This is a genomic window from Micromonospora sp. NPDC049081, from assembly GCF_040648835.1.
In the GTDB taxonomy this organism is placed as follows: Bacteria; Actinomycetota; Actinomycetes; order Mycobacteriales; family Micromonosporaceae; genus Micromonospora; species Micromonospora antibiotica.
On record NZ_JBEZEK010000013.1, the window covers coordinates 126,513 to 139,265 of the forward strand.

General features: G+C 73.9%; 10 protein-coding genes and 1 riboswitch. Of the genes, 6 read left to right on the forward strand and 4 right to left on the reverse strand.

Translation table 11 applies throughout. The features are described 5' to 3' along the window. Positions 1 to 11 precede the first annotated feature (11 nt). From cobN to AB0B63_RS20005, 4 genes are all read right to left on the reverse strand, one after another. A complete protein-coding gene (gene cobN / locus AB0B63_RS19990) occupies positions 12 to 3,746 on the reverse strand; it encodes a cobaltochelatase subunit CobN (RefSeq protein ID WP_357020661.1) in 3,735 nt (1,244 codons plus the stop codon). A 307-nt stretch (positions 3,747 to 4,053) separates the two neighbouring features. Then, positions 4,054 to 4,183, reverse strand: a riboswitch (cobalamin riboswitch). Between the two features lie 679 nt (positions 4,184 to 4,862). Continuing rightward, a complete protein-coding gene (locus AB0B63_RS19995; protein WP_208566533.1) occupies positions 4,863 to 5,198 on the reverse strand; it encodes a hypothetical protein in 336 nt (111 codons plus the stop codon). Between the two features lie 131 nt (positions 5,199 to 5,329). After that, the gene (locus AB0B63_RS20000; protein WP_208566534.1) at positions 5,330 to 6,223 is read right to left on the reverse strand and encodes an aldo/keto reductase; all 894 of its coding nucleotides are present in this window, start codon (positions 6,221 to 6,223) and stop codon (positions 5,330 to 5,332) included. Between the two features lie 73 nt (positions 6,224 to 6,296). Then, complete coding sequence (locus AB0B63_RS20005) at positions 6,297 to 7,538, reverse strand: MFS transporter (RefSeq protein WP_357020666.1); 1,242 nt, start codon at positions 7,536 to 7,538, stop codon at positions 6,297 to 6,299. 552 nt (positions 7,539 to 8,090) lie between these two features. On the opposite strand from AB0B63_RS20005, the gene AB0B63_RS20010 reads away from it, so the two are divergent. From AB0B63_RS20010 to AB0B63_RS20035, 6 genes are all read left to right on the forward strand, one after another. Then, positions 8,091 to 8,894 carry a DUF3153 domain-containing protein gene (locus tag AB0B63_RS20010; RefSeq protein ID WP_357020669.1) on the forward strand — a complete coding sequence of 268 codons (804 nt, stop codon included), beginning with the start codon at positions 8,091 to 8,093 and terminating at the stop codon, positions 8,892 to 8,894. A gap of 100 nt (positions 8,895 to 8,994) precedes the next feature. Continuing rightward, positions 8,995 to 9,339, forward strand: a complete 345-nt coding sequence (locus AB0B63_RS20015; RefSeq protein WP_219462471.1) for a hypothetical protein — start codon at positions 8,995 to 8,997, stop codon at positions 9,337 to 9,339. A gap of 13 nt (positions 9,340 to 9,352) precedes the next feature. Further along, positions 9,353 to 9,961, forward strand: a complete 609-nt coding sequence (locus AB0B63_RS20020) for a glycine zipper family protein (protein ID WP_219462473.1) — start codon at positions 9,353 to 9,355, stop codon at positions 9,959 to 9,961. Next, complete coding sequence (locus AB0B63_RS20025; protein ID WP_357020673.1) at positions 9,958 to 10,650, forward strand: carboxypeptidase-like regulatory domain-containing protein; 693 nt, start codon at positions 9,958 to 9,960, stop codon at positions 10,648 to 10,650. The genes AB0B63_RS20020 and AB0B63_RS20025 overlap by 4 nt, the downstream gene beginning before the upstream one ends. A 28-nt stretch (positions 10,651 to 10,678) precedes the next feature. Continuing rightward, the gene (locus tag AB0B63_RS20030) at positions 10,679 to 11,959 is read left to right on the forward strand and encodes a phage tail sheath subtilisin-like domain-containing protein (protein ID WP_357020676.1); all 1,281 of its coding nucleotides are present in this window, start codon (positions 10,679 to 10,681) and stop codon (positions 11,957 to 11,959) included. Between the two features lies 1 nt (position 11,960). Beyond that, a complete protein-coding gene (locus AB0B63_RS20035; RefSeq protein ID WP_208566540.1) occupies positions 11,961 to 12,443 on the forward strand; it encodes a phage tail protein in 483 nt (160 codons plus the stop codon). Positions 12,444 to 12,753: the final 310 nt, after the last annotated feature.

Genomic DNA, 12,753 nt, shown 5'->3' on the forward strand with positions numbered 1-12,753 from the left:
ACTCCTCGCGCTCACTGTCGTTCCTCCAGGTCGCCCTCGGTGGCCAGGTACGTCTCCCGCAGGCGGTCCAGGGTGGCCGGCTCGGGTGCCGCCCACAGGCCCCGGTCGGCGGCCTCCAGCAACCGCTCGGTGATGCCGCGCAGCGCCCACGGGTTGGACCGTTCCAGGAACTCCCGGGTCTCCCCGTCGAACAGGTACGCCTCGGCGAGGCGCTCGTACATCCAGTCGTCGACGACACCGGCGGTGGCGTCGTAGCCGAACAGGTAGTCCACGGTGGCGGCCAGCTCGAACGCGCCCTTGTAGCCGTGCCGGCGCATCGCGGCGATCCACTTCGGGTTGACCACCCGGGCCCGGAACACCCGCCGGGTCTCCTCGCCGAGGGTGCGGGTACGCACGTCGTGCGGCATCGCCGAGTCGCCCACGTAGGCGGCCGGGGCGGCCCCGGTCAGGTGCCGCACCATCGCCACCATCCCACCGTGGTACTGGAAATAGTCGTCGGAGTCGACGATGTCGTGCTCGCGGGTGTCCTGGTTCTTGGCCGCCACCGCGATCCGGGCGAAGGACCGTTCCATGTCGGCCCGCGCCTCCCGCCCGTCCAGGCCCCGGCCGTAGGCGTAGCCACCCCAGACGGCGTACACCTCGGCCAGGTCGGCGTCGGTGCGCCAGTTGCGGGCGTCGATCAGCGGCAGCAGCCCCGCCCCGTACGCCCCGGGCTTGGAGCCGAAGATCCGGGCGGTGGCCCGCCGCTCGTCGCCGTGGGTGGCGAGGTCGGCGGCCACGTGCGCGCGCAGGTAGTTGTCCCCGGCCGGCTCGTCGAGGGCGGCGACCAGCCGTACCGCGTCGTCGAGGAGGGCGACGACGTGCGGGAACGCGTCCCGGAAGAAGCCCGAGATGCGGACCGTGACGTCGACCCGGGGCCGGCCCAGTTCCGCCACCGGCACCACCTCGACGCCGGTGACCCGCCGCGACCGGTCGTCCCACACCGGCCGGCAGCCGAGCAGGGCCAGCACCTCGGCGATGTCGTCGCCCTGGGTACGCATGGCGCTGGTGCCCCACACGGTCAGCCCGACCGACCGTGGGTACTCCCCGGTGTCGGCGAGGTAGCGGGCGAGCAGCGAGTCGGCCAGCGCGACCCCGACGTCCCAGGCGTTGCGGCTGGGGATCGCCTTCGGGTCGACGGAGTAGAAGTTGCGGCCCGTGGGCAGCACGTTGACCAGCCCCCGGGTGGGCGACCCGGACGGGCCGGGGGGCACGAACCGGCCGTCGAGCGCGCCGAGGGTGTGGGTGATCTCGTCGGTGGTGCGGTCCAGCCGGGGCACCACCTCACGGGCGGCGAACCGCAGCACCTCGGCGGCGTCGGGGCAGGACCCGCCGGTCACCTCGGTGACCACCTCGTCGACCCGGGCGGGGTCCCACCCGAGGGTCTCCATGCCGAGGACGAGCCGCCGGGCCAGCCCCTCGATCAGGTCGACGGCGTCGGCGGCGGTGACCGCCGGCCCGTCGACGACGTCGGTCAACGCCGCCGGCACCGCCACCCGCGCCCCGGGCTCGGCGAGCAGCGCCTGCTCGTCGAGGTCGTAGCTGGCGGCGAGGGCCTGCCGCAGGCCGGGCAGGGCCTGGGCACCACCCCACACCTGGGGGGCGCGCAGCACGGCGAGGACGAGGTTCACCCGGGGCTCACCGGTGGGCACCTCGGCCAGGATGTGCAGCCCGTCGCGGATCTGCACGTCCTTGACCTCGCACAGGTAACCGTCGAGGTGCAGCACGAAGTCGTCGAAGTCGTCGGCGTCGGGCATCGCCTCGGTGTGCAGGTCGTGGTGCAGTTCGGCGGCGCGCACCAGCTCCCAGATCTGCCCCCGGACCACCGGCACCTTCGCCGGGTCGAGGGCCTGCACGGTGGCGTACTCGTCCAGCAGTTGTTCGAGTTTCGCCAGGTCGCCGTAGGTCTCGGCGCGGGCCATCGGGGGCACCAGGTGGTCGACGACGACGGCGTGCGCCCGCCGCTTGGCCTGGGTGCCCTCGCCCGGGTCGTTGACGATGAACGGGTAGACCAGCGGCAGGTCGCCGAGGACGGCGTCGGGGGCGCAGTCGGCGGCCAGGCCGAGGCCCTTGCCGGGCAGCCATTCCAGGGTGCCGTGTTTGCCGAGGTGCACCACCGCGTCGGCACCGAAGCCGCCGTCGGCGACCGGCGCGGCCAACCACCGGTACGCGGCCAGGTAGTGGTGGCTGGGTGGCAGGTCGGGGTCGTGGTAGATGGCGATCGGGTTCTCACCGAAGCCGCGCGGCGGCTGGATCAGCAGGGTGACGTTGCCGAACCGCAGCCCGGCCAGGACGATGTCACCGTCGTCGGTGTAGAGCTGGCCGGGTGGCTCACCCCAGTGTTCCCGCATCCGGTCCCGCAGGTCGACCGGCACCTGGTCGAACCAGCGCCGGTAGGTCTCCCCCGGCACCCGGGCCTCGGCGGCGGACAACTGCTCCGGGGTGAGCCACTCGACGTCGTGACCACCGGCGGCGATCAGGGCGTGGATCAGGGCGTCCCCGTCGGTGGGCGGGGGCGCGTCACCGAGGTGGTATCCGGCGGCGGCGAGGGCGGCGAGCAGGCGTACCGCCGAGGCGGGGGTGTCCAGGCCGACGGCGTTGCCGACCCGGGAGTGCTTCGTCGGGTAGGAGCTGAGCACGATCGCCAGCCGCCTGTCGGCGGGGGGCAGGTGCCGCAGCCGGGCCTGTCGGACGGCGATCCCGGCGACCCGGGCGGCCCGCTCGGCGTCGGCGGCGTAGACCGACAGTCCGTCGGCGTCGATGCGTTTGAACGAGAACGGCACGGTGACGATCCGGCCGTCGAACTCGGGGATCGCCACCTGCATCGCCGCGTCCAACGGGGACAGTCCGGCGTCGCTGCCGGCCCACTGGTCCCGGGTGCTGGTGAGGCAGAGCGCCTGGATCACCGGCACGTCGAGGGCGGCGAGCGCGCCGACGTCCCAGGCGTCCTCGTCGCCGCCGCCGGAGGCGTCGGCGGCGACCGTCCCTCCGGCGGCGAGGACGGTGACGACGAGCGCGTCGCAGCGGGCGAAGAGGTCCAGCGGCCCGTCGCCGGGGGTGAGCCCGCGCAGCGATCCGCAGTAGATCGGCAGCGGGTTCCCCCCGGCCGCGTCGACCGCGTCGGCCAGGGTGTGCACGAAGTCGGTGTTGCCGGCCAGCGCGTGCGCCCGGTAGAACACGATGCCCACCGTGGGCCGCCCGTCGCCGTCCGCCCGCCGCCCGTCCGGCCCGGCCGCCGGTTCCGCCCGGTCGGTCGGGGCGGTCGGGTCGGTCGGGGGTCGACGGTCGAGGATGCCGTACGGCGGGGTGGGGGTGGGCGGGTCGAAGCCCTCACCGGTGAGCAGGACCGTGTCGGACAGGAACCGGGCCAGCTGGGCGAGGTTCGCCGCGCCCCCCTCGACCAGGTAGGACAGGGCTTCGGTGGCCACCCCGGAGGTCACCGTGGAGGCCGCCATCAGCTCCGCGTCGGGCACCGCCTCGCCGCCGAGCACGATCGTGGGGACGCCGGAGCCGAGCACCGCCGCGAGGCCGTCCGGCCACGCCTGCCGACCACCGAGCAGCCGTACGACGGCCAGGTCGACCCCGTCGAGCAGGGCCGGTACGGCGTCCACGTCGACCCGGGTGGGGTTGGCGAGCCGGTAGTCGGCGGCGCTGGCCCGGGCGGCGAGCAGATCGGTGTCGGCGGTGGACAGCAGCAGGATGCGCACGTGCGGCTCCGGAGAGTGACGTCCGGCTCGACCACAGGGCCGGGCCGAGCGGGGCGGGAGGGACGCCGGTCAGCGGCGGCGGAGGTACGACGCACCGCCTGCGGCGGGGTACCCGGACCGGCCGTCAGCGGTACGTGGCAGGCCGACCGCCCCGGCGGCGGCCGGCGACGGTGGGAGAGGTGCGAGCACGCGGCGGCGCGGGCTCGACGGTGATACAAAAATCACCGACCGTGACGGGGTCGGCAGTGACGCTGTGCGTCATCGGGTCCTCCTCGGGTGTCCACGCCCTGGGGTTCTCCGACGGCCGAAGTATCCTGGCTTCCGGATCGACGCTCACCCCCGGCCTTCCAACCGTGCACGCACGGTCGTGACTCACGAGGGGGGATCGCTCCCCGGTGACAGTGGCGGGACCGCGTCGGAATCGCACCGACTTCCTTCACTGCCGTCAGGCCGCGAATGCTGCCACACTCCTCACCCCGAGGTCAACGGTGGCCACCGGCCCCGCGACGGCACCGATCGACCCCTGTGGCGAGGCCGGCAGCCGTCCGCCCCGCGCATCCCACGGGTGGTTCCGGCCCCGCCCGACGGCCGACCCGCAGCCGCCCCGTGCGGCGCACCCGCAGATCCTCCGAGGCGACCCGCAACCCGCGTCCGCCGGCCGCCCACCGGCCGACGCGGAGCCGATCGAGGCACCCGCCCCGGGGCCGACCGTCCCGGGGCCACTCGTCCGGGGCCACTCGTCCGGGGCCGCCCGTCCCGGGCGGTCGGAACACCTCTCTCGCACGCTGTCGAGCTGATGACGTCAACGACTCGGGGTCGGCACGGTCCGACCCGGCCCGACCGGACGGGCGCCGGGCCGGGCCGCGCCGGGCCGGGCCGTCCCCCCGGACCGGGCGGGCGTCGGGCCGGGCTGCCCCGGGCCGTCCCACCCGGGGGGACCGATCCGTCACCGTCATCAGCTCGAAAGGGCCCGCGACGACATACCCACACCCCTGGCCCGCAGCCGCCGGGGCGGCCAACGGCCGTGCCCACCACCACGGCCACACCCCACGGCCCGTCCCCACAGACACCCACCCCCGCAGACCCCCGGCCATGCTCCACGCAGCGGCTGAGGGGTCAGCGGAGGTGACGCTCGGGGTGGGTCCGGTTCCAGGCCCGCATCCGCTCCGGGTATCCGGTCTTCGCCGCCTCGTAGAGGGGCACCGCGTGCCGGTGGGCCAGCTTCGCCGCCGTACGTGGGGAGCCGGTGCGGCGGCGGATCCACTCCCCGTCGTGCGCGATCGCCACCACTGTGGTGTCGGTGGCGGTCGTCTCGGGTTCGAGATAGAACTCCACCCCCCGGTGGGTGGCCACGAAGTCCGACAACGCGGTCAGGTCGTCCCGGGTGGCCTCCCGGTCGAGCTTGGTCGGGATGCCCTCGTCAGCCCGGGTCCGTCGGCTGAACCAGCCCATCTGCCCGTCCTCTCCTCGGCGTCCCTCCAGTGGAACACCCCTGTCTGGCAGGGCGCTGCGAGCCCGGTGACAACCGGCTGGACGGGGCAGACCTCGACGTCCCCGGGCGTACGCGCCACGCCCGGGACCGTTCAGCCCAGGGCGGCCAGCTCGTCGGGGGTGAGTCGCAGCGCGGCGGCTGCGACGTTCTCGGCGAGGTGGGCCGGGTCACCGGTACCGGGGATGGCCAGCACATGCGGGCCCTGGTGCAGCGTCCAGGCGAGGCGTACCTGCTGCGGGGTGGCGTCGTGGGCGCGGGCGACGGCGCGTACGGCCGCATCGTGGTCGGTACGTGCCCCGCCTTCGCGGTTGACGCCGGTCAGGGAGAAGAACGGCACGTAGGCGATCCCCCGGGCACCGCACTCACGGACCATGGCGTCCTGGTCGCCGCGGTTGTCCAGGGCGTAGTTGTTCTGCACGCAGACCACCGGGGCGATGGTCTGCGCCTCGTCGAGGTGGTCGACGCGGACGTTGGACAGGCCCAGGTGCCGGATCAGGCCGGCGTCGCGCAGCTCGGCCAGCGCACCGAAGCGTTCGGCCACGGAGTCCGGCGCGGGCCGCTTGACGATCCGCAGGTTGACCAGGTCGAGGTGGTCGCGGCCGAGCCGACGCAGGTTCTCCTCCACCTGGGCGCGCAGCTGCGCCGGGCTGGCCTCCTCGCGCGTGCCGGTCGTCGGGTCGGCCCGGAAGCCGACCTTGGTGGCGATGACCAGCCCTTCCGGGTACGGGGCGAGGGCGGCACGGATCAGTTCGGTGGCGTACCGGGCGGGGCCGGTGCCGACCTTCAGGGTGCCGCCCGGTGAGACGTAGAACGCGGCGGTGTCGATGTGGTCGACGCCCAGTTCGACGGCCCGGCGCAGGACGCGCAGCGCCCGGTCCCGGTCGGGGTGGGCGGTGAGCCGCATCGAGCCGAAGCCCATCCGGTGCACGGTGCGGTCGCCCAGGGTCCAGCGGCCCGCCGCTGCGGCGGTGATCTCAGTTGGCATCCGGCGACCCTAGCCAGCGGCGACGCCCCGGCGTAACGGCCGCGCACCCGATACCGGTGCGGGCCGGGAGCTGTTAGTTTTTCTGTACTGGAGCGGTGTGTGGCGACAGCCCGACGCCGGCCGGTGGACGAGTCGCCGGCACCAGGGCCAGCGTCGGGATCAGCAGCACCGGCACCACCAGCAGGGCGTGCAGGATGCCGACGTGGTCACCGAGCAGACCCAGCAGCGGCGGGCTGGCCAGGAACGACGTGTAACCGATCACCGCGACGACGCTGACCCGGGCGGGGGCGTGCTCCTCGTCGTCGGCGGCGGCGCTCATCCCGACCGGGAAGCCGAGCGACGCGCCGAGCCCCCAGAGGACCACCCCGACGACGGCCAGCGGGCCGGAGCCGGCCAGCACCGCCAGCAGCGAGCCGGCGGCGGCCAGCAGGATCGTGCCGATCAGCACCGGCACCCGGCCCCAGCGGTCGATGGCCACGGTGCCGACGGTCCGGCCGATGGTCATGCCGGCGACGAAGACCCCGAAGACGGCTGCCCCGGCGGCCTCGCTGACCCCGTAGCCGTCGACGAAGGCGACCGCCAGCCAGTCGTTGGCGCTGCCCTCGGTGAACGCCATCACCAGCACCAGTGCGCCGATGAGCAGGGTGCGCGGCTCCCGCCAGGCCGCGAGCAGGCCACCCCGGCGGGCCGACGCGGCACCGTCCGCGGTGGAGGCGGGCAGGGCGGGCAGGAAGTTCCGCGCCCCGAGCAGGGTGCCGCCGAGCACCACCGCCGCCAGCACCGCCAGGTGGACGGTGATCGGCACACCGAGCCGGGCCGCACCCGCGCCCAGCCCGGCACCGGCCACCGAGCCGAGGCTCCAGGCGGCGTGGAAGCGGGGCAGGATGGTGCGGCCCAGCCGTTTCTCCACCGCCGCGCCCTCGACGTTCATGCCCACGTCGCAGGTGCCGGAGCCGTAGCCGAGGGCGAACAGGCCGACCGCGACGCCGGGCAGCGAGCCGAGCGGGGTGGCGACGCCCACCCCGGCCAGCCCGACCGCGACCAGCACGGTGGAGGCGACGACGGTGCGGGCCGGGCCGAGCCGCTGGGTCACCAGGCCGGCGCTGGTCAGCGCCAGCACCGCGCCGCCGGACATGGCCAGCAGCAGCAGGCCGAGCCGGCCGGCGCTGAGGCCGAGCGCGTCGCGGACCGCCGGGACCCGGGAGAACCAGCTGGCCACGGCGAGGCCGTTGAGGGCGAAGACCACCGCGACTCCGGTACGGGCGGCCCGCACCACCCGGGGCGCGACGGTACGGGGCTCGGTGGCGGCGTTCACGGCAGTGCGGTCCCTTCGGCCGGGGCCCGTCCCCGGGGTGGGCACGACGGTCCTCACCAGAGATCTCACACCGGTTTCGTCACGGCCACAAGCACGATGTGCCCCTTACCGCAGCCCACCACCCCACCGCCCCCACCCCCACACACGCCCCCCACCCACCCCCACTCAACGCCCCCACCCCCACTCAACGCCCCCGGCCCCGGCTTTCCCCGGTGATCAAGAGGTTTGCGTCAGAAAATCCCCGGCAGGTGACGCAAACCTCTTGATCACCAAGCGAGGTGCGGACCTAGGGGGGCGGGGACGGGGGGTGGGGGGTGGGGGTGGGAGTTGGGGGGCGGTTGTTTCGGGTTGGTGCCGTCGGGGTTCGATGCGGATCCGGTGCGCGCGGAAACGGAACCGGCAATGTCGACAATGGTGGTCAACCGTCCAGGATATCTGCCGTTCACCATTTCCGTACTGTCCGAACAGTTGGGCGTTCCGGTAAGATCGGGGACAGGCGGATGACCGATCTAGGACTGCCGACTGTGAAGTGGATCACACACAATGTGACCCATGACAACCGGACTCTGGCGCGGCCGGGCGGTACGGGCGGTGGCGTGCCTCGCCCTGGTGGCGTCGCTCGCCGGCTGCATGCAACTCAACCTCGGCCTGACCGTCAACGCCGACGACACCATCGACGGGCAACTCCTGCTGACCGCGGACAGGTCCGTGCTCAGCAACCGCAACAAGAACATCGCGGTGGCCTACGCCGAACTGCGGGAGAACATTCCCGGCCTGCCCGTCGGCGAGGAGACCGTCTACCAGGACGAGCGTTACTACGGCGCGCAGATCACCTATCGGCACACCCCGTTGAAGGATTTCACCAGCGAGAGTGTGAATCTTGTCCGCGACGGTGATCTCTACCGGTTCAGCCTGCCGCTCGATCCCAAGAAATACGGCGGAAAAGTGGCCGAGCAGAATCCACAGAACCAACAGGCGTTCATGCAGCTGATGTCGTTCGAGATATCCGTGACCTTTCCCGGGCGGGTGATCGACACCAACGGCACCCTCAGCGGGCGCTCGGTCAGCTGGAAGGTCGTGGCCAACCAGCCCAAGCCGGCCGAGCTACGGGCGATCGCCGAGGCCCCGCCCCGACCGAACCCGTCGGCCACCCCGGTCGCCGCCACCGGCGACGACGACCCGGGTTCCTTCCCCTGGCTGCTGGTGGCCGGTGCGGTCCTGCTCCTGCTGCTGGCCGGTGGGGTGGTCACCGTGCTGCTGCGCCGCGCCCGTGCCACCACCGTCCCGTCCACCCCGCCGGGCCCGACCGGCACCACGGGCGGGGCCGCACCGACCGATCGTCCGGGGCCGGTCTGACCCCGGCGCACCACCACGGCACCCGGGCGGCCCGCCCCACCGGCCGTCGCACCTCACCACCCGCACCTACCCTCCCCGCACCACTCGAAGGGGGATCGCCGTGAACGATCTCTTCACCTGGGCCGCCCTCGGCAGTGTCGCCGGCGCCAGCGCCGCCACCCTGCTCACCGCCAACGTCGTCGGCGGACTGATCGGCCCGAACAGCGACAAGGCCCGCAAGTGGATCGCCCTGGGCGTGGCGCTGACCCTGTCGTACGCCACCGCGGCGTTCGCCACCGGGGCCGGCGGCGAGAAATGGCTGATCGCGTTCTTCAACGGCCTGGTCATCTTCTCCGCCGCGCTGGGCGTCAACCAGCTGCCGCCCGGCAACCGGCAACCGACCCAGGCGTCGGCCGGCCAGCTCGCCCAGGGGCGCGAGCCCCGCTTCGTCCGTTCCTGGGTCTGAGCGGAGGCGCGTCATGATCTTCGGAATCGTCAGTGCCGCCGTCCACGTCCTGTGCGGGGCGACGCTCGGGGTCCTCACCGGCGGGCCGGTCGGCCTGCTCGTCGGGGCGGTCGTCGGCCTGCTCGTCGGCGTCCCGTTCGGCTGGTCGGTCGCCGCCGCCCGGGTGTACGGCCCGGACGCCCGGGGCGTGCTGCTCTTCGTCGTCGACCACACCTGGAGCCTGCCGAACACCGCCGTCGGGGCGCTCTACCTCGCCCTGCACCTGGTCTTCGGCCACTCGCTGGACCGGCCCACCTCGCAGCACAGCTGCCGGGTCAACCTGGTCGAGGGGGTGTCCCCGCGCTACGCCACCACCATCGGCACCGTCTGCGCCGGGTCCGGCCCCGGCATCCAACGCCACGAGGACGTGCACATCTTCCAGGCCCGGCTGCTCGGGCCGCTCTACCTGCCGCTGGTCGTCGGAAACTACGTCCTGTTCACCGTCGCCCCGGTGTGGCTGCTCTGGCACGACCACACCAACGCCCCGATCAACCGGTTCACCAGGTACTTCGAGATCGGCGTCTACCCGCACGTGTGGAACGAGGCCATCGCGTACCGCATCCAGGGGACGCCGCCGCGATGACCGGCGACGGGCGGGGACCGGTCGAGGCGGCCACCGCCGCGCTGGCGGCCTGGCTGGCCGGGGTGGCCGGCGAGGACGTCCCGGTCGGCCCGCCCACCGACGGGGGTGCCGGACTGACCCTGTGGCCGCTGGCCCTGCGGCCGGCCCGGCAGACGCGGGGCACCGGCACCCGGGAACCGTACCGGTTCACGATCCGCTACCTGGTCAGCGCCGCCGGTCCGACGGCGCTGGCCGGGTTGGACCGGATCCTGACCGCCGCCGCCGGGGCGGGCGAACCGGAACTGGTCCTGGAGGCCGGCGACCCGGCGCTGTGGGTGACCCTGGGCGTCACCCCCCGCCCGGCGCTGCTGGTCGACGTGCCGGCCCAGGTGACACCCGCCTCGCCGGTCGCACCACCGGTGCTGCACCCGCTGCGGTTGCACCGGCTGGCCCTGCGGGACCTGGCCGGCCGGGTGGTCGGCCCGCAGCAGCAGCCGTTGGCGGCGCTGCGGGTGGAACTGGTCGGCACCCCGTACGCCACCCACACCGACGCGGGCGGCCGGTTCCGGATCGCCGGGGTCCCGCACGACCCGGAGCACCCCGGACGACCGGTCCGGCTGCGCCTGGTCGGCCGGGGCCGCACCCTCACCGCCGAGGTCGACCCGGCCGACGCGGACCTCGTCATCGTCTGCGAACCCCCGGCCCGCTGACCCGGACCGCCCGCGTACAGGAGGACCGATGCCCCAATACTTCTCCCCCGGCATCTATGTCGAGGAGGTACCCAGCGGCGCCCGGCCGATCGGGCCGGTCGGCATGGCCACCGCCGCGTTCGTCGGGGTCGCTCCGGACCGCACCGCCCACGTCGACCGGGCGCTGGCGGTCAACAGCTGGTCGGAGTTCCTGCGCCTGTACGCCGACGGCGACGACCTGGAGAGCACCCCGCTGGCCCGCGCGGTCTTCGGCTTCCTCGACAACGGCGGCAGCCGCTGCTGGGTGGTCAACGTCGGCGCGGGCGGCCAGCTCACCGGCACCGGACAGCGTCGCACCGGGCTGCAACTGGTGGAGGCGATCGACGAGGTGGCCATCCTCGCCGCGCCCGGCTTCCACGACCCGGTGTCGCACGACGCGCTGCTGAGCATGGCCGAGCGGCTGCGCACCATGGTGGCGATCTGCGACCCGCCGCCCGGCGTCGAGGACATCTCGACGCTGACCCGGGTGGCCACCCCCACCCCCCGCCCCGCCACCGGCAAACCCGCCGACGGCAAACCCGCCGACGGCAAATCTGATGACGGCAAGCCCGGTGACGGCAGGAGCGGTGACGCGGCGACGTCGGGCGACGAGCCGGCCGGCACCGCCCACCGGGCCCGGCAGTCCGACTACGGCGCGTTCTACTTCCCCTGGCTGCGGGTGCGTGACCCGCTCACCGGCGAGCTGGTGCTCACCCCGCCGAGCGGACACATGGCGGGCATCTGGGCCCGCACCGACGGGTTGCGCGGCGTCCACAAGGCCCCCGCCAACGAGCCGGTACGCGGCGCCGTCGACCTGGAGTACCTGGTCACCCGCTCGGAACACGACGTGCTCAACCCCAAGGGGGTCAACGTCATCAGGTACTTCGCCGGGGAGGGCATCCGGGTGTGGGGGGCCCGGACCCTGGCCGCCGAGGCCAGCGAGTGGCGTTACCTCAACGTCCGCCGGCTGTCGATCTCCATCGAGCAGGCCATCGCCAACGGCACCAGGTGGATGGTGTTCGAGCCCAACGACTACTCGCTGTGGCGGTCCATCCGCCGCGACATCGGCGCGTTCCTGACCCGGGTGTGGCGTGACGGGGCGCTGCTGGGGCGTACCCCGGAGGAGGCGTTCTTCGTCAAGTGCGACGAGGAGACCAACCCGGTCGACGTCCGCGACGCCGGGATGGTGGTCGCGCACATCGGCATCGCGGTGGTCAAGCCGGCGGAGTTCGTGGTGTTCAAGCTGAGCCAGTGGGCCGGCGGCGCCGAGACCGAGACGATCGGAGGCTGACATGCCCACCACGGCCACGCCCCAGCCGGGCGCCCCGGTCGACCCGTACCGGGCGTACAACTTCAAACTGCTCATCAACGGCGTCACCAACGGGCACTTCACCGAGGTCAGCGGTCTGGAGCTGACCATCGGCCGGCTGGCCTACCGGGAGGCCGGCAACGACCGGATCCGGTCGGTACCGGGGCAGGTCGACTACGCGCCGGTGACCCTGCACTTCGGACTGACCCCGTCCCGCGAGCTGTGGGACTGGGTGCACAGCGCGGCGACCGGGACGGTGAGCCGCCGCAACGTGTCGGTGGTGCTGCTGGACGCCGCCGGCACCGCCGAGGTGCTGCGCTGGAACCTGATCAACGCGTGGCCGATGCGGTGGCGCGGCGCACACCTGCACACCCTGTCCCAGGAGATCGCCATCGTGGCGCTGACCCTCGCGTACGAGGGGCTGGAACTGGAGGCCGGCGGTGCCACCGCGCCCACGACCGCGTAACTGGCTGGCCGCCCGGCTGCGGGCCGCCGCCGACGCGGTGGACCCGGCCGCCGGCCCGACCGCGCCGGTCCCGGACCCGGCCGGACACGTCGCGGCACCGGCCACGCCGTTCGCCGGTCCGGTGCTCGCCCCGCCCGCACGGCGGTCCGAACCGGCCGACCCGGCAGCACCCCCACCGCGGCGGCCGGGGCAGCCGCCGGAGCACTGGCTGCGGGTGGTCGCCGCGCACGCCCCCGGCCTGCTGCACGACCTGGTCGGGCCGGCCGACGACCTCCCGCCGGGTCCGCCGCCGACCGCCGATCCCGGGCAG

Bases quoted from the DNA above. Each gene is read 5' to 3' on its own strand.
- AB0B63_RS19995 (WP_208566533.1), bottom strand. From the start codon at position 5,198: ATGGGCTGGTTCAGCCGACGGACCCGGGCTGACGAGGGCATCCCGACC.
- AB0B63_RS20000 (WP_208566534.1), bottom strand. From the start codon at position 6,223: ATGCCAACTGAGATCACCGCCGCAGCGGCGGGCCGCTGGACCCTGGGC.
- AB0B63_RS20010 (WP_357020669.1), top strand. From the start codon at position 8,091: ATGACAACCGGACTCTGGCGCGGCCGGGCGGTACGGGCGGTGGCGTGC.
- AB0B63_RS20020 (WP_219462473.1), top strand. From the start codon at position 9,353: ATGATCTTCGGAATCGTCAGTGCCGCCGTCCACGTCCTGTGCGGGGCG.
- AB0B63_RS20025 (WP_357020673.1), top strand. From the start codon at position 9,958: ATGACCGGCGACGGGCGGGGACCGGTCGAGGCGGCCACCGCCGCGCTG.
- AB0B63_RS20030 (WP_357020676.1), top strand. From the start codon at position 10,679: ATGCCCCAATACTTCTCCCCCGGCATCTATGTCGAGGAGGTACCCAGC.
- AB0B63_RS20035 (WP_208566540.1), top strand. From the start codon at position 11,961: ATGCCCACCACGGCCACGCCCCAGCCGGGCGCCCCGGTCGACCCGTAC.